Annotated in this window: 20 protein-coding genes; 10 read left to right on the top strand and 10 right to left on the bottom strand. The window is 70.9% G+C overall.

The window, feature by feature from the left end:
* The 3 genes from J2S57_RS30050 to J2S57_RS30040 all read right to left on the bottom strand — a co-directional run bounded on the left by J2S57_RS30050 (position 1) and on the right by J2S57_RS30040 (position 2,027).
* Positions 1-261 (bottom strand): hypothetical protein, encoded by a 261-nt coding sequence (locus tag J2S57_RS30050; RefSeq protein ID WP_307249289.1) that lies wholly within the window; start codon positions 259-261, stop codon positions 1-3.
* A gap of 229 nt (positions 262-490) precedes the next feature.
* Positions 491-1,261: a carbohydrate kinase family protein gene (locus tag J2S57_RS30045; RefSeq protein WP_307249287.1), complete on the bottom strand. Its 771-nt coding sequence runs from the start codon at positions 1,259-1,261 to the stop codon at positions 491-493.
* Positions 1,262-1,415: 154 nt separating this feature from the next.
* On the bottom strand, positions 1,416-2,027 hold the full coding sequence (locus J2S57_RS30040; RefSeq protein WP_307249284.1) for a TetR/AcrR family transcriptional regulator: 612 nt from the start codon (positions 2,025-2,027) through the stop codon (positions 1,416-1,418).
* Positions 2,028-2,109: 82 nt separating this feature from the next.
* On the opposite strand from J2S57_RS30040, the gene J2S57_RS30035 reads away from it, so the two are divergent.
* The 5 genes from J2S57_RS30035 to J2S57_RS30015 all read left to right on the top strand — a co-directional run bounded on the left by J2S57_RS30035 (position 2,110) and on the right by J2S57_RS30015 (position 6,463).
* On the top strand, positions 2,110-3,273 hold the full coding sequence (locus tag J2S57_RS30035; RefSeq protein ID WP_307249282.1) for an epoxide hydrolase family protein: 1,164 nt from the start codon (positions 2,110-2,112) through the stop codon (positions 3,271-3,273).
* A 142-nt stretch (positions 3,274-3,415) separates the two neighbouring features.
* Complete coding sequence (locus tag J2S57_RS30030) at positions 3,416-3,589, top strand: hypothetical protein (protein ID WP_307249280.1); 174 nt, start codon at positions 3,416-3,418, stop codon at positions 3,587-3,589.
* A gap of 48 nt (positions 3,590-3,637) precedes the next feature.
* Positions 3,638-3,967, top strand: coding sequence for an ArsR/SmtB family transcription factor (locus J2S57_RS30025; RefSeq protein WP_307249278.1), 330 nt, complete (start codon positions 3,638-3,640; stop codon positions 3,965-3,967).
* Positions 3,967-4,689 (top strand): cation efflux transmembrane domain-containing protein, encoded by a 723-nt coding sequence (locus J2S57_RS30020; protein ID WP_307249276.1) that lies wholly within the window; start codon positions 3,967-3,969, stop codon positions 4,687-4,689. Before J2S57_RS30025 ends, J2S57_RS30020 begins: the two co-directional genes overlap by 1 nt.
* A 922-nt stretch (positions 4,690-5,611) precedes the next feature.
* Positions 5,612-6,463 (top strand): LLM class flavin-dependent oxidoreductase, encoded by an 852-nt coding sequence (locus J2S57_RS30015; RefSeq protein ID WP_307249274.1) that lies wholly within the window; start codon positions 5,612-5,614, stop codon positions 6,461-6,463.
* Positions 6,464-6,490: 27 nt separating this feature from the next.
* On the opposite strand, the gene J2S57_RS30010 is transcribed toward J2S57_RS30015, so the two are convergent.
* Positions 6,491-7,279, bottom strand: coding sequence for an LmeA family phospholipid-binding protein (locus J2S57_RS30010; RefSeq protein WP_307249272.1), 789 nt, complete (start codon positions 7,277-7,279; stop codon positions 6,491-6,493).
* 232 nt (positions 7,280-7,511) lie between these two features.
* Between J2S57_RS30010 and J2S57_RS30005 the strand changes: the two genes are divergently transcribed.
* Together J2S57_RS30005 and J2S57_RS30000 are read left to right on the top strand one after the other, a co-directional pair.
* Positions 7,512-8,231: a response regulator transcription factor gene (locus tag J2S57_RS30005; protein ID WP_307249270.1), complete on the top strand. Its 720-nt coding sequence runs from the start codon at positions 7,512-7,514 to the stop codon at positions 8,229-8,231.
* Positions 8,232-8,237: 6 nt separating this feature from the next.
* Complete coding sequence (locus J2S57_RS30000) at positions 8,238-9,704, top strand: sensor histidine kinase (protein ID WP_307249268.1); 1,467 nt, start codon at positions 8,238-8,240, stop codon at positions 9,702-9,704.
* 131 nt (positions 9,705-9,835) lie between these two features.
* On the opposite strand, the gene J2S57_RS29995 is transcribed toward J2S57_RS30000, so the two are convergent.
* Positions 9,836-11,128 (bottom strand): MFS transporter, encoded by a 1,293-nt coding sequence (locus J2S57_RS29995; protein ID WP_307249266.1) that lies wholly within the window; start codon positions 11,126-11,128, stop codon positions 9,836-9,838.
* A gap of 193 nt (positions 11,129-11,321) precedes the next feature.
* Between J2S57_RS29995 and J2S57_RS29990 the strand changes: the two genes are divergently transcribed.
* Genes J2S57_RS29990 through J2S57_RS29980 form a run of 3 tightly spaced genes read left to right on the top strand, consistent with a single transcriptional unit; the run spans position 11,322 to position 13,499 of the window.
* The gene (locus J2S57_RS29990; protein ID WP_307249264.1) at positions 11,322-11,603 is read left to right on the top strand and encodes a PLD nuclease N-terminal domain-containing protein; all 282 of its coding nucleotides are present in this window, start codon (positions 11,322-11,324) and stop codon (positions 11,601-11,603) included.
* A gap of 13 nt (positions 11,604-11,616) precedes the next feature.
* Positions 11,617-12,804 (top strand): sensor histidine kinase, encoded by a 1,188-nt coding sequence (locus J2S57_RS29985; RefSeq protein ID WP_307249262.1) that lies wholly within the window; start codon positions 11,617-11,619, stop codon positions 12,802-12,804.
* A complete protein-coding gene (locus J2S57_RS29980; RefSeq protein ID WP_307249260.1) occupies positions 12,801-13,499 on the top strand; it encodes a response regulator in 699 nt (232 codons plus the stop codon). The genes J2S57_RS29985 and J2S57_RS29980 overlap by 4 nt, the downstream gene beginning before the upstream one ends.
* Positions 13,500-13,592: 93 nt before the next feature.
* Here J2S57_RS29980 and J2S57_RS29975 read toward each other — a convergent pair whose 3' ends face one another.
* Genes J2S57_RS29975 through J2S57_RS29955 form a run of 5 tightly spaced genes read right to left on the bottom strand, consistent with a single transcriptional unit; the run spans position 13,593 to position 20,554 of the window.
* Positions 13,593-15,254, bottom strand: a complete 1,662-nt coding sequence (locus tag J2S57_RS29975) for a sialidase family protein (protein WP_307249258.1) — start codon at positions 15,252-15,254, stop codon at positions 13,593-13,595.
* A 25-nt stretch (positions 15,255-15,279) separates the two neighbouring features.
* Positions 15,280-17,397 carry a glycoside hydrolase family 2 protein gene (locus J2S57_RS29970; RefSeq protein WP_307249256.1) on the bottom strand — a complete coding sequence of 706 codons (2,118 nt, stop codon included), beginning with the start codon at positions 17,395-17,397 and terminating at the stop codon, positions 15,280-15,282.
* 33 nt (positions 17,398-17,430) lie between these two features.
* Positions 17,431-18,273, bottom strand: coding sequence for a carbohydrate ABC transporter permease (locus tag J2S57_RS29965; protein ID WP_307249255.1), 843 nt, complete (start codon positions 18,271-18,273; stop codon positions 17,431-17,433).
* Positions 18,273-19,178 carry a carbohydrate ABC transporter permease gene (locus J2S57_RS29960; RefSeq protein ID WP_307249253.1) on the bottom strand — a complete coding sequence of 302 codons (906 nt, stop codon included), beginning with the start codon at positions 19,176-19,178 and terminating at the stop codon, positions 18,273-18,275. The genes J2S57_RS29965 and J2S57_RS29960 overlap by 1 nt, the downstream gene beginning before the upstream one ends.
* On the bottom strand, positions 19,175-20,554 hold the full coding sequence (locus J2S57_RS29955) for an ABC transporter substrate-binding protein (RefSeq protein ID WP_307249251.1): 1,380 nt from the start codon (positions 20,552-20,554) through the stop codon (positions 19,175-19,177). Before J2S57_RS29955 ends, J2S57_RS29960 begins: the two co-directional genes overlap by 4 nt.
* Positions 20,555-20,563: the final 9 nt, after the last annotated feature.

The following is a 20,563-nucleotide window of genomic DNA, read 5'->3' as shown; positions in this document are numbered from 1 at the left end:
TCACGCGAAGGCGGGAACGGCGATGGCCACTTCCTGGCCGTCCCCGGTGGTCTCGACCTGATCGGTGACCAGGTATATCCCTTCTGTGGACCAGGCGTCGTCACCACCGCAGAAGACCCGCTTGCCGGTGGCGATCACCCCGGTCCAGTAGCGGCCGTCGTACACCCCTCCGCGCAGGAGCAGCGTGCGGGCGTCCATCTGGTGGCGCGCCGTGCGTCGGTACTCGTTCCGGGTGCTGGAAGTTTCGTCGTGGTGTGCCACCGGTCGCAGCCCCTGTCCGGCCGTCGCGCCGATCCGGTGGTCCGGAGGCCGGTCACGCCCGCGCCGTCGATGTCGACCGTACGCCATGGTCGTGAGGTGATGCCGGTCGAGGTGCGCCGCGACGCGGCGTCACCCTGAGGTCGGCACCGATCGTCCTCGCTCCCGCCCGAGGGCACCGGATCCGGTTCGGGCGCCGTCCGGTGTGGTGTTCCGGCGGGCGATCCACGGGTCAGGTGCTGGTGGTGAGGTCCCGGGGGGAGGGCCAGCCGGCCACCGACCCGTCGGCGGCCGATCGGCCGGCGAGGAGGGCGGAAGCGGTCAGGGCCGTGAGAACGGCGTCGGGAAGCGAGGACTTGACCGCCAGGCGGGCCGCGAGGACACCGCGGAAGCACTCCTCGGCGCGGGGGATGAGCGGGGTCGCGGTCCCGGCGGTGGGGGCCTCGACGAGCTGGGGTTCCTGCCCCGGGCGCACGATCAGGGCGCGGTCGGGGGCCAGGAGCACGACCGCGGGAACCTGCAGGCGTCCGGTGAGCACCTGGGCCCGGTCGCCGTCGGTGGTCTCGTCGACGAGAGCGCCGAGACCGGCCGGGGTGAGCACGAGCAGGTGAACGAACGGGGCCAGCGTGGTGAGCCAGTTCAGCGACGGGCCCGGCTCGAGAACCACCGTGCCCCGGGCGTGGTAGAGCGCGGCGCGCACCACGTCGGGTGGCAGTGACGTGTCCACCAGCAGGACGTCGGCGGAGACCACCGGGTCGACGGTGACGTGCCGGGCCAGCGGGACCTCGTCCGGGTCGTTGCCGGGCCGGAAGCGCGTCACGTCGACCTCGAGGCGCCGCAGGTCGCGCATCATGACGGTCCAGGCGCTGCCCGCGGGGGTGGCCGGGTCCTTCGGATCCGTCTCGCTGATCAGGATCACACCCGGCCCGCCCAGGAAGGACGCCGCGGCGGCGGCCCGTCCGGGGCCACGGCCCAGGACCACGACCCGGTTCGTTCGGTACATGTCATGCGCCTTTCCGGCCTCGACCAATCGCGATGAGCCTAGCCGGGCGCGAGCCCTCCTCCGCTCCGGCGGAACCGGACGGTGGCGTTCTCCCCGTCACGCACGTGACCCGGGCTTTCCCGGTGAGTCCGCCGACGCGTCCTCAAGCAGGGGTTCAGGGCTCGCCGCTCACGAGGGCGACGGCGCGCGTCTCGGGAACCCCGAGCATCAGCAGGCTCGTGATCGTCGCGGCCCGGGCGCCCGGAGTGCCGGCGGGCAGGTCACTGTTGGCGATGGAGAACACGGCGCCGTAGGCGATCTGACTCAGGACGCCGGCTGGCAGGTGCCGGGCGAACACCTCGTCGTCCTGGCCCCGTCCCACCAGCTCGGCCAGCAGGTCGTCGACCGGGCCGAGCAGGGCGTGGATCGTCTCGCCGTACTCGCTGCGGCGCAGCGCGAGCAGCACCCGGTAGCGGTGCGTGACCGGCCAGATGTGCTCGACGAACTGGGCCCACGTCACGTCCGCGCTGTTACCGGGGGTGCTGACCTGGTGCAGGACGGCGGCCATCTCGGCGACGGCGCGCTCGGTCAGGGTCCGGATCAGGTCGAGGCGCGAGGGGAAGTGCCCGTAGACGGTGCGGCGGACGACCCCCGCCGCGACCGCGATGTCGCCCATTCCCGCGTCCGGCTCTCGGCCCAGCAGGTCGAGGGCGACGTCGAGGATGCGGTCACGCGTCTCGGTCAGGGCTCGCCGGCGTGCGGACGCGGGGGACGGCTCGGTGGGCACGCGGACAGTGTTGCACACGGGTGTGCAATGACCTACGCTGCACAGCAGTGTGCAATGAACCTTCTGAGATCAGGAGCCGGCCATGACTGCACCGATCCCCACCGAACTCGTCCGCCCGTTCACCGTCTCGATCCCGGAGACGGAGATCGCCGACCTGAAGCAGCGCCTGGCCCGGACCCGCTGGCCCGATCCGGAAACGGTCGGCGACTGGTCGCAGGGCGTCCGGGTGGAGAATGCCCGGTCCCTGGTCGAGCACTGGAAGAACGACTACGACTGGCGGCGTTTCGAGTCCGACCTCAATCGTTTCCCCCAGTTCCTGACCGAGATCGACGGACTGGACATCCATTTCATCCACGTCCGGTCCCCGCATCCCGGTGCGATGCCGCTGCTGCTCACGCACGGGTGGCCGGGCTCGATCGTCGAGTTCGTCAAACTGATCGGCCCGCTGACCGATCCGGTGGCCTTCGGTGGTGACGCCGCGGACGCGTTCGACGTGGTCGTCCCGTCGCTGCCCGGGTTCGGGTTCTCCGGCAAGCCCACCGAGAGCGGGTGGACGGTGTCGCGCATCGCTGATGCCTGGGTGTCGTTGATGAAGCGTCTGGGATACACGAAATGGGCCGCGCAGGGCGGTGACTGGGGTGCTGTCGTCACCAGTGCGCTCGGTGACCTGCGACCGGACGGACTGCTCGGCATCCATCTCAACACCCAGTACGCCTTCCCGGCGCAGATCCCCGACGACCTGTCTCCCGAACAGCAGGAGTCCTTGGCCACGCTCGCGCTCTACTCGGGGGAGCTCGGCGGGTCGAACCATCTGCAGGGAACGAAACCGGAGACCGTCGGCTTCGCCCTGGCGGACTCACCCGCCGGCCAGGCGGCCTGGATCTATGACAAGTTCCAGTCCAAGACCGACAACCGCGGGCTCGCCGAGGATGCCCTCGGTGTCGACGACATGCTCGACGCGATCTCCCTGTACTGGTTCACCAACAGCGCGGCCTCGTCCGGCCGCATCTACTGGGAGAACCGGTCGCTCACGTTCGCCGGGCCGAAGCTCTCGCTGCCGGTCGCGGTGACCGTCTTCCCGAAAGACATCCCCCGCGTCGCGCGCGGCTGGATCGACGAGGCGTACAGCAACCTGATCCATTACGGGGAGGCTGGGAAGGGTGGGCACTTCGCGGCCCTGGAACAACCCGGGATCCTGGTCGACGAGATCCGCACGGGCCTGCGGTCGCTGCGTCACCTGCTCTGAACGTCGTTCAGCCGACCATGGCCACGTTCTGCGGTGGCGAGAGATTCAGGTGCGAAGCGGCCGGGGGCGGTGGACGCCGCCTGATTCGCGGAAAGGGATGATGATCCCGACCTGACGATCAGCGAGCGAAGAAGGTGCGGCCATGGAAGGCCCGTTCAGCAACACCGATCTCACCATTCTGATGGGGCCCGCCTGCAGAGGCTGCGGTTGGCGTGACGGTAAGCACCGGCATGCGGTGGGCGAGTACCTGACCGACTGCCCGGGCGCGGAGTACGACCCGGCGGACGTCGCGATCGCGGAGAGCATGCCGGGCTGAGAACGGTTCATCGTTTCCTGAATACATCGAGCGCTGTACTGTGAGGGAATGGAGACGCTGACGCACGGCCAGGTGCTGGCCCGGTTCGGTCACGCACTGTCCGACCCGGTGCGGGCCCGGCTGCTGCTGGCGCTGCGTGAGAAGCCCGGCTATCCGGCCGACCTGGCCGACGAGCTGGGCACGACGCGGCAGAACCTGTCCAACCACCTGGCCTGTCTGCGGGGGTGCGGCCTGGTCGTGGCCGTCCCGGAGGGGCGTCGCAGCCGGTACGAGCTGGCCGACCCCCGTCTGGCGCACGCGCTGGGCGATCTGCTGGGGCTCGTGCTGGCGGTCGATCCGGCGGCGTGCCCGTCGTCCGCCGACGAGGGGTGCTGCTGATGGCTGCGGACCGGCCGGTTCTCCCGCTGACCGTTGTCCCCGCGCGACGAGGGGACACGGCCCGGCAGAGCGTTCTGGCCCGCCGGGTGCGCTGGTTCGTGGCGGCGACGATCACCTACAACGTGATCGAGGCGGTGGTCGCGATCACGGCCGGCCACCGCGCCGGCTCGAGCGCGCTCATCGGGTTCGGCCTGGACTCCGTCGTGGAGGTCTCCTCGGCCGCGGCGGTGGCCTGGCAGTTCAGCGGCTCCGAGCACGAGGTGCGGGAACAGCGGGAACGACGGGCGCTGCGGATCATCGCGGTGTCGTTCTTCGCCCTGGCCGCCTACGTCGGTGTCGAGTCGCTGCGGGCCCTGATCGGTGCCGAGCAGGCGGCGCACTCGACGACCGGGATCGTCCTGGCCGCGGTGTCGCTGGCGGTCATGCCGTTGCTGTCGGCCGGGCAGCGGCGGGCGGGCCGTGAGCTCGGATCACGTTCTGCCGTGGCCGATTCCCAGCAGACCCTGTTGTGCACCTACCTGTCACTCGTGCTGCTGATCGGCCTGATCCTGAACTCGGCCCTGGGCTGGTGGTGGGCCGATCCACTGGCCGCGCTGGTCATCGCCGCGGTGGCGGTCAAGGAGGGACGCGAGGCCTGGCGCGGCGATGCCTGCTGCTCACCGGCGCTGTCGTTGCCTTCCGGTGACCCCCATTGCCGCGACGGCTGCTGCCCCACTGAGTAGCCTCGTGTTCGTGCGGGCCCGAGCCTCTTTCAGCATCACCGGCCAACCGTGCCGGGTCCCGCATCACCGAGATGCTGGGCCTGCAGCCTGAGCCGCTGAGCGAGACCGGCGACCCGGTGGGCAGGCAGGGCGAAGAAGCCCTCCGTGAGGGTTCGTGCGTCCACGCTTGCCGACCTCTACTGCTGCCTGTCGCTGCCTGTCGCTGCCTGTCGCTGCCTGTCGCTGCCTGTCGCTGCCTGTCGCTGCCTGTCGCTGCCTGTCGCTGCCTGTCGCTGCCTGTCGCTGCCTGTCGCTGCCTGTCGCCGCCTGTCGCCGCCTATCGCCGCCTATCGCCGCCTACCGCCCCTGTCCGCCATGGGCGGCCACTTGCTCGCTCCACCGCGAACGCCATCAAGGCCGCGGCGCGAAGTGTGGTGCTTTCGATTATCGATAATCGAAAGCACCACACTTCGCCGCGCCGCACAGGTCCTGTTCATCACCACACGTCCTGACCGGCGCCCTGTGTCCCCGGCCCATGCCCGCACCGACCTGACGTTCGCCGCGGTCGTCCCAGGACAGTCCGCGCCGGGTCGCGCCGGGTTGCGCTGGGCCGTGCCGGGTTGTGCTGGGCCGTGCCGGGTTGTGCCAGGTCGAGCCAGGCCGAGCCAGGCCGCGCTGGGTTGTGCCAGGTCGCGCTGGGTTGTGCCGGGTCGAGCCAGGTCGCGCTGGGTTGTCCCGGGTCGCGCTGGGCGCGCTGGGCTCCCGCCAGCCACCGGGGCGCGGGGAGACGTCGCTCTGCTCGTCGTGCCGCACGCCGTCAACGACGCGGGGCGGCCGGACGGAAACTGAGGGGACGCCAACGTTCTTCCGGGAATGCTGACGAAATCATGCCGGTGCGCTGAGTCGGCCTAGCGTGGTGGCCATGAGGCACGCAGGAGGAAGCATGAAGATCGGCATCGGCCTGCCCAACCAGGTCCGTGACGTGGACGCCCGCATCATCCCCACGTGGGCCGCGGCCGCCGAGAGCGCGGGCTTCTCGACGCTGAGCACGGTCGGGCGGTTCGCCTATCCGGGAGTCGCCGACACGGTGACCCTGGCCGCGGCGGCGGCCACCACGTCCACCATCGGGTTGTTCACCGGCGTACTCGAGGGGCCGGTCTGGCCGCCCCGGCTGCTGGCCAAGGAACTGGCCGGGATCGACGCGGTCTCCGGCGGCCGGCTGACGCTGGGCGTCGGACTGGGCGGCCGCCCGGAGGATTTCGTGGCCGAGGGCCATGGCCCGCGCGGCACCGGGGCGCGACTGGACCGCGACATCGAGATCTATCGACGCGTCTGGAGCGGGGAGCCGATCGACGGGACGCTACCGGCCGTCACCCGTGCGGCACGGCCGCTCCCGCTGATCATCGGCGGTCACGTGCAGGCGTCCTTCGACCGCGCGGCCCGTGTCGCTGAGGGGTACGTCGCGGGCACCGTGCCGGCGGCCATGGTGGCGCCGTCGTTCGAAAGTGTGCGCACCGCCTGGAAGGACGCGGACCGCGACGGTGCGCCCCGGTTGATCGCGCTGGCCTACGTGGCGCTGGGCGACGCCGAGACCGGCCGGGCCAACGTGCATCACTACTATCGTGATCTCGGTGAGGACATGGCGGGCCTGGTCGTGGCGAACGTGGCTGCCTCGGCCGACGCCGCCCGCTCGGTGGCGGCCCAGTTTGCGGAGATCGGGGCCGACGAGCTGATTTTCGTCCCGGCCACCGACGATGCGGACGACGTGAGCCGGCTGGCCGACGCCGTGCTCTGAGACAAGCCGTCTCTCGACACAAGAGAGTCACGAGCACGCGGAACGGGTCGCCGCCCGTTCCGCGTTCTCGGCGAGGTAACTGGTGACCCCGGCGTCGTCGACGCCCAGTCGCAGGCGCAACTGGTCGCCGACGACGGTCGCGGAGTCCGGGTCGACCCGGGGCATCAGATGGGGGACGTCGATGTCGCGCGGGCTCAGCAGGTCACCGGCCGTCGTGGTCAGGGAGGGGTAACCACGGACGTTGCGGAGCAGTTCGGGCGCGAAGGTCCGGTTGCCGATGCGCACGGCGGTCGGGGTGAGACGGACGTCCCCGGCCGCCACGGTGGGGGTGAGGGACACGGTGACGGGGACGCCCGCGGCGGTCACGGACGCGCGCAGGACGCCGTCGGTGATCGTCAGGTCCGGCACGGTCGCGGGGGCCTCGGGGCCCGCGGCCATCAGCTGGCGCAGCGTGGCCGCGGGCAGGCCGATCTCGAGGTCGACCGAGCCGATGCGCTCCTCGAACGAGGCGTGCCGGTCGATGAGCACGTCCCGCATCCGCACGATCACGTCGGCCGTGACGCCGGTGTCGGGGCCCAGGGCGAAACCCCGGCTGTGCACCACGATCGAGTCGAACCGGCCGTGCAGCAACGACAGCAGTGCGTTACCGCCGACCTCGACGTCGACCACACTCGCGCCCTCCGGCAGACGGCAGGCCGCCTCGTCCCGCGCCCGCACCTCCAGGTACCGGTCCAGCGCGACGTTGACCCCGGCCAGCAGGGCCAGCATCACGATCAGGATCAGGATCCACCGAAGGCGCCGGCTGGTCGTCGCCATGGACCCCAGCCTGCCGGACGCGTCTGCGTCCGCCCTGACCGGGAGCTTCCGTGAACCGGAGAGGTGTCTGAACAACACGGCGGGTGACTACGGGCCTTTCCGTCAGCGAATCGTCAGGATCCGGTCAGAGCATCATCAGGTGGCTGATGTGCGCCGGGAACCTCCGGCCCCCATCATTGATCAGGTGCTCAGTATTGACGAGGGGAAACCGGCCCACCCGGGACCGGCACCCGTGACGCGCTCGGTCCTGGTCGTGGAGGACGAGCCGTCGGTGCTCGAACTGCTCACCCGCACGCTGAGCTTCGCCGGGTTCACCGTGCACGGAGCCTCGAACGTGCAGACGGCCCGCGAGGTGGCGGCCCGTACGCCGACGGCGGTCGCGGTGCTCGACGTGATGCTGCCCGACGGTTCGGGCCTGGATCTCGCCCACGAGCTGCGCGAGGAGAACGCCGGTGTCGGCGTGCTGTTCCTGACCGCCCGCGACAGTCTCGAGGACCGGCTCACCGGCTTCGCCTTCGGTGCGGACGACTACCTGGTCAAGCCGTTCAGCGTCGCCGAGGTCGTGGCCCGGGTGATCGCGCTGCACCGGCGCGTCAGCCTGGCCGCCCCGCCGGCCGGGAGCCGGCCGGAGCCGGCCGCCGAGAACGTGCTCGTGGTGGACGATGTCGTGATGGACGAGGCGCTCTACACCGTCACCCGGGCCGGGCGGCCGCTGGACCTGTCACCGACCGAGTACAAGCTGCTGCGTTATCTCATGGTGAACGTGGACGTGGTGGTCTCGAAGGAGCAGATCGTGGACTCGGTCTGGCGTTACAACTACGTGGGCGACGTCGGCGTGGTGGAGAAGTTCGTCAGCCAGCTGCGGCGCAAGCTCGGTGGCCCGTCCGGCTCGTTCATCCGCACGGTGCGTGGTTTCGGGTACACGGTGCGCTCGGTCCCCGGGGACGCGTAGACCCGTATGCCCGGTTCCGGCCTGCCGCAGGGCCTTTTCGGCCGACTGCGCGCCCAGATGATGCTGTCGCTGATTCTGGGGCTCACCATGGTGGATGCGGTGGCGTACGTGGGCGTGTGGTCGATCCAGAACCGCGAGGTCGCCATGACGCTGAACGAGGCCTCGGCCCGGATCGAGGCCCTGCCCCGCAACCTGGAACCGGTGCGCGTGGGCCTGCTCGACGCCCTGTCGCCGTCCGACCTGTACGTGGCCTACATCGGGCAGGAGGAACGGGTCCTGACCGCCTCGGAACCGATGTCGGTCGCGGACGGTCCCGACGCGTCCGTCGTTCTGGGCGGCCTGACCCCGGGGGAGATGACGACCCACACGAGCCGGGCCGGCACCGATTTCCGGGTGCTGCTGGTGCCCGTCGGGCGGGACATCCGGGTGCAGGTGGACGAGGGAGAGGTCGCCGTGCCGGTCACGGCCGTGCTCGTCGGGTACCCACTGACCGCGAAACAGCAGGCCCTGCGGCGTCTGGCGCTCGTCGAGATCATCGGTGCCGTGATCGTTCTCGCGCTGTTCTTCGGGCTGTCCCGCCGGTTCGTGGCCTCCGGTCTGCGGCCGCTGCGCGAGATCGCCGGCACCGCCGAGGCGATCGCCGGAGGGCGCACGACCGAACGCGTCCGCCTCGACGAGAACGACCCGGAACTGCGGCAGGTCGCGACCGCGCTGAACGACGCGTTCGAGGCCCGGGAGCAGAGCGAGAACCGGATGCGCGACTTCGTCGCCGACGCCTCGCACGAGCTGCGCACCCCGCTGACCGCCGTGCGCGGCTGGGCCGACCTGTACCGCGAGCGCGGCATCCAGGACTGGGACGGGGTGGACGAGGCGATGCGGCACATCTGGCAGGAGGCCGGCCGCATGGAGGGCCTGGTGGAGGACATGCTGACCCTGGCCCGCTACGACACCGCGCCGCCGAACGGCTCCGGCACCGTCGATCTGGGCGGGCTGCTGGCCGAGGTAGTCGGCGAGACCGCGCGCCTGTATCCGAAACACGTCTACGACCTGCGCCCGCCGGCCGGGTCGGTCCAGGTGCGCGCCGATCCGGTCGCGCTGCGCCGGGCGGTGACGAACCTGCTGGTCAACGCCGGACGCCACACGCCCGCGGGCACGACGGTGCGGGTGTCCGTCGTCCCGACCGGTGAGCAGGCCGGTGACCAGGCCGGTGAGCAGCCCGGTGAGCAGCCCGGTGGGCGGGCCGAGCTTCGGGTCGAGGACGACGGACCGGGCCTGGCGCCGCCTGACCGGGAGGTGGCGTTCGAGCGGTTCTGGCGCAGCGACCGCTCCCGTTCGCGGGCGGGCGGCACCGGTCTGGGCCTGGCGATCAGCCGCTCGGTCGTGCGGGCGGCCGGTGGCGACCTGCGGCTCGAGCGGGCATCCAGCGGCGGGCTGGCCGCGGTGATGGTGCTGCCCACGGCTCCCGCGGCCTGACATCCGGCCCGCGTTCGTCAGCCCGGCGGGGCCGGACCGGGCCGCCGGCTCACGGGGTCTCACCGGGTGTCCGCAGCCCTTCGGCGAACTGCTCGATCGGGGCCGCCCGGTCGTTCGTCACGAGAATCTCCTCAGCCGCGGGCCGGCACCGAGCCGAACTTTCGCAGGGGGATCAGGCTGGCCAGCACGAGAAGGCTGGGCACCAGCGAGAACCCGATGACGATGGCGGTCAGCGCCGAGTCGGGCTGGGTCTGCAGCCCGCTGCCGGCGTCGCTGGAACGGTAGCCGCCGCAGGCCAGCACGAGCCCGTACAGCCCCGGGCCCAGGGCCAGGCCCAGGGTTTCGCCCGCGGTCCAGATCCCGGTGAACAGTCCCGAGCGGTTCTGCCCGGTGCGGGCGGTCTCGGCCGCCGTCACGTCCGGGAACATGGCCATCGGGAACAGCTGCATGCCGGCGTACCCGATGCCCGCGAGCCCGGCCGCCGCGTAGACCAGCGCGGCCGAACCGGAACCGGCACCCAGCAACGCGCCCGAGGCGACCACCCAGACCAGTGACGCCGCCACGTACCCCCGCAGTTTCCCGAACCGCCGGCCGAGCATCGCCCAGACCGGGGTCAGCAGCAGGGCCGGGCCGATGAAGCAGACGAACAGGACGCTGGCCGCCGCGTCGTCGTCCAGCACCCAGCGCGAGACGTACGCGACCGCCGCGAGCATCGTGCTGGAGGCCAGCGCCTGCAGCACGAAAGTGAGCAGGAGGAAACGGAAGTCAGGCGTCCTCACCGCGACGGCCACCTGCTCGCGCAGCCTCCCGGCGGCCGGGGCCACCGGGCCGACGGGGGCCGTACCGGTGGCGAGATAGGTGCTGACGACCCCGATCAGGAGCAGGACCCCGACCAGTGCCCCCATCACCCGGTAGCCGTCGAGCCCGCCGAACGCGTCCCGCACCGCCGGGGCCAGCGCGCCGGTGAGCAGGATGACGAACGCGAGAACCCCCACCCGCCAGCTCATCAGGCGGGTGCGCTCGTGGTACGAGCGGGTGATCTCGGCCGGCATCGACATGTACGGCACCTGGAAGAACGCGTACGCCGTCGCGCACACCAGGTACAGCCCGAAGACCCACGCCGCCTGCAGGGCCGGGGAACCGAGCGGCGGTGCGGCGAACAGCAGGGCGAAGCCGGCCGCCAGGGGGATGCCGCCGCGCAGCAGGAACGGGCGCCGGGGGCCGCGGGGGTCGCCCGAGCGATCGCTGATGCGCCCGGCCAGCGGATTGAGGACGACGTCCCAGACCTTCGGGGTGAACACCAGGACGGCGGCGGTCACCGCGGAGACACCGAGGGAGTCCGTCAGATAGGGCAGCAGCATCAGGCCGGGCACGGTGCCGAACGTCCCCGTGACGACCGAGCCGAGGCCGTAGCCCAGGTGCACGCGGGTGCCGAGCGCGGGTGAGCGGGTCAGGGTCCACGTCCTTCGTCGTCGGGGAAGGACGATCCTGCCGGGGCAGTCTGAAGAAACACTGCCGATCGCCTTCCGTGCGCATCCCGTCTACGACCTCAGGCATAGCCGGTCGTGGACGGCCGGGATATGGCCCGCCGCCCGCCCGGGCACCAGCCTGGACGACATGACTTCCGTTACTGCGCAGCTCGTTCTGGCCTCCAGGTCGGGTGACGTTCCGTCGCACCCCGGCCACTGGCTGTTGTCGGCCGTGCTCATCGGCGTGCTGCTGGCCCTGGTGGTGCTGTTCGTCGTCGTGGTCGGCTCGATCCTCAACTCCGCGCTCCCGCCGGGCCGGAAGATCGTCTGGCTGCTCTTCGTGTTCTGCTTCCCGGTGCTGGCCTGGTTTGCTTGGTACCTGATCGGGCGTCCGGACGCGCGCAGGCGCGGTCCGGGAACGGCCTACTGAGAGCAGGAGCGACGTGAAGGGTTTCTTCCGGCCGGTGACCCCGCTGCGGGGCCGTCCCGTCCGCTCCTGGGCTCTGGACGGCGCGCTCGCGGCCGTCGTCGCGCTGGCCGGTCTGGAGCGCCCCGACGGGCCCACCGCCCTGGCCGCGGCCCTGTTCTTCGTGCTGATGCTGCTGCGGCGCATCTGGGTGCTGCCGGTCAACCTCGCCATGCTGGTGCTGACCGTGGTGGTCTGGAGCGCCCACGCGAACAACGTCCTGCTGCACATCGCGGTCGTGACGATCGCGGTGCACACGGTCACGGTGCTCTGCTCCCTGCGCGCGGCCTGCGTCGCGCTCGCCCTGTCCCTGGTGCTGCCGCTGATCTTCGCGGCCGGTGCGATGTCGTCGCTGAACTCGGTGATGCAGAAGATCCTGATCTTCGTCGGTCTCGCCGCCCCGCAGACCCTGGCCTTCGCTCTCGGCCTGTACCGCCAGACTCGCGACCGGCACCAGGAGGCGCTGAACGAGCGCAACCGCCACCTCGAGGTCGAACGCGAGCAACGCGACCAGCTCGCCGCCGCCGACGAGCGCGCCCGCATCGCCCGCGAGATGCACGACCTGATCGCCCACCACCTGACCGTGGTGGTCGCGCTCAGCGAGGGCCTGGCCCGCAGCGGCGAGATCACCAGCGAACGGTCCCGCCAGGCCGTCACCACCACCGTCACCATGGCCCGCTCCGCCCTCGAGGAGACCCGGCGGCTGCTCGGCACCATGCCCGCCTCCCCGGAGCGGCAGCCGGTGCCCGACCTGCGCTCGCTCGACGGTCTGGTCAGCCAGGTCCGGGCGACCGGCCTGCCGGTGACGCTCGAGGTCGAGGGTGATCCGCCGGGCGAACTGGCCTCCAGCGGTCTGCAGCTCACCGTGTACCGCCTGGTGCAGGAGGCCCTGACCAACTCGATGAAGCACGCGCAGGGCGCCACGAGAACCGTGGTCCGGCTGGGCTACCGGCCGGAGGCCATCGAGATCCTGATCGAGGACGACGGACGCGGCGGTTCCGGGGTGGAGTCGGCGGACGGGCGCGGACGCGGCATCCTGGGGATGCGCCAGCGGGTGCAGTCCTTCGGGGGCACGCTCGAGGCCGGCCCGGCCTCGCGCGGCGGATGGCGGGTCAGCGCGGGCTTCCCCCTGACCGGCGCGGCGAACGACGAGGTGGCCCGGTGACGATCGGTGTGATGCTGGTCGACGACCAGCAGTTCCTGCGGCTCGGCCTGCGGATGGTTCTCGAACCGGAGCCCGGCATCGAGGTGCTGGGGGAGGCCGATGACGGCACGACCGCGCTGCCGATGGCCGCCGCCCTGAAGCCCGACGTGGTGCTGATGGACGTGCGGATGCCCACGATGGACGGGATCACCGCCACCGAGCGCATTCTCGCCGGCGCCCCCCGGGCCCGGGTCATCATCCTGACCACGTTCGACCTCGACGAGTACGTCTTCGCCGGGCTGCGCGCCGGGGCCAGCGGTTTCCTGCTCAAGGACGCGCCACCCGACGTCCTGCTCGCCGCCATCCGCACCGTGCACGGCGGCGACGCGGTGCTCGCCCCGACCGTGACCCGCCGCCTGCTGGAACGTTTCGGGTCCGTCATGCCGGGCACCCAGGGGGCGCAGCGCCGCGAGGAGGTACTGAACTGCCTGACCGAGCGCGAGCGTGACGTCTTCCTGATCATGGCCGCCGGCCGTTCCAACCAGGAGATCGCGGCGCAGCTCTTCCTGTCCGAGGGCACGGTCAAGGTCCACGTCGGGCACGTCCTGGCCAAACTCGGCCTGCGTGACCGGGTGCAGGCCGTGGTGCTGGCCTACGAGACCGGTGTCGTCGTGCCCGGAGCCCACGAGCTGAGCACCCGCGAGCAGAACGGGTGACGGGCACCGCGACCGGTTCCGCCGGCCGGGGTGGGATGAGCGCGACCGTGCTGCTTCCGACGGTCGAGCATCGGAAGCAGCACGGTCGGCCTACTACGCGGTCGTCCAGGCCTGCGAGCTCAGCCCGTTGCAGTCGTAGATCTGCAGCCTCGTGCCGTCGGCGGTGTTGCCCGACGGGATGTCCAGGCACCGCCCCGACTGCGGGTTGCGCAGCGCGCCCGCCGTCGACCTGGCCCACTGCTGGGCGCCGGAGCCGTTGCACTCCCACAGCTGGACCTTGGTGAAGTTGGCCGTGCCCTGGGCGTCCACGTCGAGGCACTTGCCGAACGCCCGGATCGTGCCGTCGCTCTCGATCGACCAGCGCTGACCGGTCGCGACCCCGCACGTGTACACCTGGGCCGCGTTGCCGTTCGCCGCCGTGTTGGTGTCCACGTCCAGGCACTTGCCGTCGGTGGTCCTGATCGCGCCGGTCGGGCCCGGGATCCGCCCGGTGCCGAAACGGACCTCGCACTGGTTGTTCTGGCCGCGCCAGGTGGCCGCGAAGTACACGTACGTGGTGCCGTCCTCGCGGGGCAGCGCCGGCGTCGAGTAGCCCGGGCAGGACGGGACACCGGTGCCGTAGCCGCCCGTCGGGTCGACGGTCACCGGCGTGCTCGCCTCGGTCCACTCACCGGCCCCGAGGTTCCGGTTGGTGAAGAGCACGGTGCCCGACTCGGCCAGCACCGTCTTGTTGCCCGTCGGCCCGGCGACGACCCGCTGCCCCGACAGCAGCAACGTGCCGTTGGAGCCTCCGCCGGAGATCCACGAGATGTGCGGCGTGTGCAGCAGCTGCCGGGCGTCGGCCGTCTGCACCAGCGTGCCCGCCGAACCCGCGGCCCCCCAGCTCAGGCCGTCCGCACTGGTCTTGACGTACACCTCGCAGGCGTGGTCGGCGTTCGTCGCGTCCCGGCACATCTCGTACGACATGACGAACGTGCCGTTGGGCAGCTCCGCGAACGTCTGCATGCCCGGCCGCGCCAGGCTGTCGTTCGGGAAGCTCACGTCCGCGGTCAGGGCCGAACTCCAGCTCGCCCCGCCGTTCGTCGACGTGTAGTGCCCGATCACCTGGTTGTTCGTCGCCGAGTTGGCCGGGCGCTCGTCGGAGATGAAGCACGCCAGCGAGTTGTCGTCGGCCACCAGGAACGCCGGCTCCCAGATGCCGTGGCCCCAGCTGTTGGGCAGGCCGCTCGTCGAGGTGCAGTTCGACAGGAACGACCAGCTCGCCCCGCCGTTGGTGCTGCGGAACACCTCGACCTTCTGCTGCGTGTAATCCCCGACCTTCCAGGCCGTTCCGGCCGCCAGGACGTCGCCGGCGCTCAGGCCGGTGATGTTCCGGGGGACCTCGAACAGGGTCGGGGCCTCGATGTCCCACCCGGCCGTGTTCGACGTGACCGTGGAGATCTTGCCCCAGCTGTCACCGCCGTTCGTGCTCCGGTAGACCGGCAGGTTGCCCGGCTCGTTCTGGCCACTCTGCGCGAACGTCGCCAGCATGGTCTGATTGCTGGAGTTGTCGTGGTCGAGCCGGATCGCCCGCGGGTACCCGGCCGTTCCGGCGGGGAAGGTGGACAGGTTCGGGGAGTACAGCACCTGCCCGGGCGTGGCCGCCTCCGCGGTCTGCGCTGTGACCACCCCGGCCAGTGCGGTCCAGGCCAGGGCCAGCACGGCCGGCAGCGCAAGTGCTCGTTTCCAGTGACGCGACCGCCTTTGGTTGCGCATCGTTTCCTCTCCGAGGCTGGTGGTCCTACCCGGCATCCGTGTCCGGGTGGTCTGTGGGGGTGGTGCGCGCACCTCGTCGATTGGGTTCCTCGACCGGGGCGGCGTCCACGAACGTCCGTGCGGTCCCCCGGTTGTCGCTGTCCGTCAGCCAGATCCACAGCCGGGCGGCGGTCTTGCCGAGAGGGGCTCGCACGGCAAGGGTGGACGCGGCGGTGAGCGTGAACGGGACGGCGGTCAGGACGTCGGTGGTCACCTCGGGCGAGGGCAGGCCGCGGTTCGCCGGGTGGTTGGCGGGCGCCCAGGCCGCGTTCAGGCGCCCGGTCAGCGACGTCGCACCGTGGTGCGAGACGTGCACGGCGAGCTCGAGATCGGCCGTCGGCAGCGGGATGTCGGCTCCCGCGGCGGCCGGCACCAGGTCCACGACCAGCACGGTCTCGGCGTTCACGTCGCTCGGGTCGAGGCCACCCAGATCCTTGGCGCGGCGGTCGTAGTCGAGCAGCCCGGCCATCTCGTGCTCGATGTCGGTCAGCTCGGTGTAGACGTACCCGGCGAACCGGTCGTGACGCCGCAGCTCCTGGGTCTGCCAGCGCAGGTTCCAGGCCCGCTCGAGACTGGTGTACCCGGTGCCGTACTCACTGTTCAGCAGCGGGATCCGGTGCCGGGGATGGTCGGCGTTGCCGTACAGCGGCTTGTCCACCACGAAGTCGGCGCCCAGCCGCACCGGGAAGTCCTCGCGTTCCCCGGAGGCCAGCTGGGCGAGGGTGCGGGCCCAGCTGCCCAGGTCCTCGTCGTAGTAGTGCCAGTCCACCAGGTCGGTGAGAACGTGCGACCAGCCGGAGTTCTCGACGATCGGCCGGGTCTCGTCCAGGGCCCGCATCGCCTCGTAGGCCTGCCGGGCGGCGCGGGCGCGGTCCGGGCTGTGCGGGATGTCCCAGTCCAGGCCCCATTCCTCGTTGTAGAGGCCCCAGACCACGATGCTGGGGTGGTTGCCGTCGCGCTCGACCAGGGCCGGCAGCTGGTTCTCGAACGCCCGCACCGCCCCGGCGCTGAACCGGCTGGCGGCCGGCGGCTCGGCCCAGACCAGCATGCCCATCCGGTCGGCGTGGTGCAGCCAGCGCGGGTCCTCGAGCTTGAGGTGCTTGCGCACGAGGTTGTAGCCGAGATCGCGGGCGATCTCCAGGTCACGCACGAGCGCCGCGTCGTCGGGAGCGGTCAGCCCGGTCAGCGGCCAGTAGCCCTGGTCGAGCACACCCCGCACGTACAGCCGGGAACCGTTGAGCCACAGCTCTTCCCCGAGCGCCTGGATGCGCCGCAGCCCGGAGGTGAGCGTCAGGACGTCCGGAACCTCGCCGTCGGTGACCAGCTCGATCCCGTACAGATGAGGATCGGCCGGCGACCACACGCGCGCGTCCGCGATCTCGAGGCGTCCGTGAAAGCGTCCCTCGTCGTCACAGACCAGCGAGATGTGCTCGAAGGAGCTGGATCCGGAGACCACCCGGGCCGTGATCCGGGTGCCGGTGACGTCCGGTCCGGCCAGGCGCCCGGTGAGGTCGAATCCGGTGAGCGAGTCGCCCTCCAGCCCGGCGTGCTCGACGTAGGTGCTGCCGCGTCCCTCCAGCCAGACACTCTGCCAGATGCCCGAGGTGGGTGTGAAACACACACCGTCGTAGTCGGTGCGGGGGATGGAGCGCTGCTTGCCGTGCGGGATCGAGCGCTTGTCGGCCGGGGCGTGCACCCGCACCTCGAGCCCGGCCTCGGAGCCGGGCGCGAGGTGGTCGGTGACGTCGATCTCGAAGGACGTGTAACCGCCCTCGTGCCGAGCCACCTCGTGCCCGTCGAGCAGCACCTGCGCCTCGTGGTGCACCGCGCCGAAGCACAGCACGACGCGGCATCCGGTCCAGCCGGCCGGGACGCTGACACGCCGCCGGTAGGTCGCCCGTTCCAGCCACGTGCGCCCGACGCCCGAGGCGCTGGTCTCCCAGGCGAACGGGACGACGACCGGGACCACGTCGTCCTCCGTCTCGAGGTCCCAGGTGCCGTTCAGCGAGAGCCAGCGGTGGGATCGATCGCGGTCGGGGCGGGGGTATTCGGGACGCGGCCCGGCGGGCGGGGTCTGGGGGAGGACGTCGAGCGGGGAAGTCATGTCGTTCAGGGGCCTTTCGGGAAATGGGCGTCGTCAGCCCTTGACGCTGCCGGCCAGGATTCCGGAGACGAAATGCCGTTGCAGCGCCACGAAGACGGCGACGAGGGGGAGCAGGGCGATGGACGTGGCGGCCAGCAGTTCTCCGGTGACGGTGGCGTAGTCGGCGCCGATCCGGTTGCCGGTGATGTTCTGGGCCAGCGTGGACAGGACGACCTGCAGGGTGGCCATGCGCTCGCTGTTGGCCACCACGACGGGCCAGACGAAGTCGTTGTAGATGTTCATGACCGTGAGGACGCCCAGACCGGCCAGGGCCGGGCGGATCAGGGGCATGATCACCCGGGCGAAGATGCCGAACTCACCGCAGCCGTCGATGCGGGCGGCGTCGAGCAGCTCGTCGGGGATCTCGGCGATGACCTGGCGCATCCAGAAGATGGCGAACGCGTCGACGGCCCCGGGCAGGATCAGGGCCTGGTAGGTGTTGACCCAGCCGAGCTCCTTCATCTGCAGCAGCAGCGGGATGATCAGCACGATGGTGGGCAGCATCAGGGTGACGAGCACCGTGCCGAACAGCAGCCCCCGGCCCGGGAAGCGGTATTTCGCGAATCCGAACGCGGCCAGGGGGGCCAGCAGCAGGGTCAGGGTGCCCTTGCTGACGAGAACGACCGCGGTGTTGAGGAATCCGCTCAGGAGCGGGACGTCGTCGAACACCCTCCGGTAGTTCTCGAGGGTGAGGGTGGCCGGGTCGAGGCCGAGCGGGTCGGCGACGATCTCGGCGGCGGGCTTGAACGCCGAGACGACGGCCCAGACCACCGGGGCCAGGGAGAGCAGGAGCACGGCACCCAGGAAGAGATGGGCTGCGACAGCGCGGTTGCGCATCAGTCCTCCGTCCGCAGAAGGCGCACGAACAGCAGCGACAGCGCCATCACGACCACGACGAGCAGGAAGGAGTTGGCGGCGCCGGTGCCGAGATCGGCCTGGTTGATGTGTTTGTAGAGGTAGAAACCGGCGGTCGTGGTGGAGTTGTAGGGGCCACCGTCGGTGACGACGAACGGCTCGGCGAACATCTGGAACACGGCCAGGGTCTGCATGACCGCGGCGAAGGCGAGGGTGCGCCGGATCAGCGGGACGGTCAGCGACCAGAGCTTGCGCAGGGTGCCGGCCCCGTCGATCTCGGCGGCCTCGTACAGGCTGGCGTCGAGGCTCTGCAGGCCGGACAGCAGGATGACGACGATGAAACCGGTCGTCTTCCAGATGAACAGCAGCGCCAGTGTGGGTTTGGCCCAGGTGGTCGTGGTGAGCCAGCCGATGTCGGGCAGGCCCACGAGCGACAGCAGCCGGTTGACCGCGCCGTAGTTCTGGTCGAACAGCACCACCCAGATCTGGGCGACGGCCACCAGCGGCGTCACGAACGGCACCAGGTACGCGACCCGGTAGAGGCCGCGCATCCTCAGCCGGGCGTTGTTCAGCACGACCGCGACGGTCAGGGCCAGCACGATCTGGGCGGGGACGACGAGCAGCCAGAGCACGGCCGAGTTGCCCAGCGACGACCAGAACGCGCCGCTGCCCAGCAGATACGTGTAGTTGTCCCAGCCCACCCACCGGGCCGCGCCCGATCCGCGCCAGTCGGTGAAGCTGAGCCGGAGGGTGAAGATCATCGGGTAGACGCTGAAGGCCGCGAACAGGGCGATGAACGGGGCGACGAAGACGTAGGGCGCCAGATGCCGGCGGGTGAGGCGCCGCGCTCGGGGTGGGAGGGAGCGGGCCGGGGTGGCGAGACTCATCGGCGGTCGACCAGGTTCTTCTGGATGTCCTGGCTCGCCCGGTCGATGACCTGGTCGGGGGTGAGGTCACCGTCGAGCATCTTCTGCACGTCGGTGCCGAGATAGTCGACGGCGCCGCTCCACCAGCTGGGAATGGCCGCGCCGGCGGGGATCTGGTTGCCGGCCTCGACCGCGGTCTTCCACAGGTCCTGCCCGCCGAGGGCCGCGAGGGGCTCGAAGAGGGGCTTGGAGACGTCCGCGGCCGGCTTGTAGCTGGGGATCGAGGTGTTCAGGCCCTGGGGGTAGACGTCGCTGGCTCCCCAGACGGCGGTGTACCCGGCCTCGTCGAACATCAGGAACTCGTAGAACAGCCAGGCCAGACCGGAATGGGCGCCGGCCTTGGGCAGCACGAACGACGAGCCGCCCATCGCGCCGCTGCGCGCGCCGCCGGAGGTCCAGGCGGGCAGGGGCATGGCCCGCCAGTCGCCCTCGGTCCTGGGCAGCTGCTGCTGCGGGGCGAAGGAGAACCAGATCGCCCACGGGTAGAAGACCTGGTCTCCGGAGTCCAGGGCGCCGACGTCGCTGGGGGACAGGTACTCGGCGCGGGTGCCGAGCTTCTCCTTGCTCACCGTGTCGAGCCAGGTCAGGATCTGCCGGTAGGCCGGGGAGTCCAGGCGCAGCTCGCCGTCGGCGCCCGCCAGACTGGTGCCGAGCTGGTTGGCGTACATCTCCAGCTGCAGCTGGCCGAGGAACGCGCTCTGCTCCAGGTGGATCGGGCCGGAGCCGGGCTTGTGCTCCCGGTATCGACGGGCGGCGGCCAGCAGATCGTCGTAGGTCTCGATCGTCCCGGCGTCGATACCGGCTGCCGTCAGGGCGGTCTCGTTGTAGAAGAGCAGGCCGGGGTCGAGGTCGTAGGGCACCCCGTAGATGCCGCCGTTCAGCGAGTTGACCGCGATCTTCTGCGGGGCGATGTCCTTGCGGTACGGCTCGAGCACGTCGCTCAGGTCCCACAGGTAGTCGGCGAACCCGCCGACCTTGGCGTCGTCGAGGAAGACGCCGTCGGGCACGTCGGTGCCGGTGATCAGGGTGTTCTGCAGCTTGGCGTCGATGTCGACGGCCTCGTGACGGACCTTCACGTTCGGGTACCTGGTGTTGAACTTCGCGATGGCGGCCTCGAACACCTTGAACAGGTCGCCGGAGCGGTCCCAGATCACGATCTCGCCGGACGGGTCGCCGGTGGGGGCGGTGAGCCGGTCGCCGCCGGCGGCGGGTTCGGAGTCGCCGTTGATGGAGGGGCCGCAGGCGGCCAGGGTGCCGGCGAGGGCGGCGACCAGGAGGCCGTTCATCTGGCGGCGGGTGAGGCCTGGGCGGCGGGGCTGTCCAGCGGCAGTGGACATGGGAGCACT

Source organism: Kineosporia succinea (assembly GCF_030811555.1).
GTDB lineage: Bacteria > Actinomycetota > Actinomycetes > Actinomycetales > Kineosporiaceae > Kineosporia > Kineosporia succinea.
This window is presented reverse-complemented; position numbering and strand designations above follow the sequence as displayed.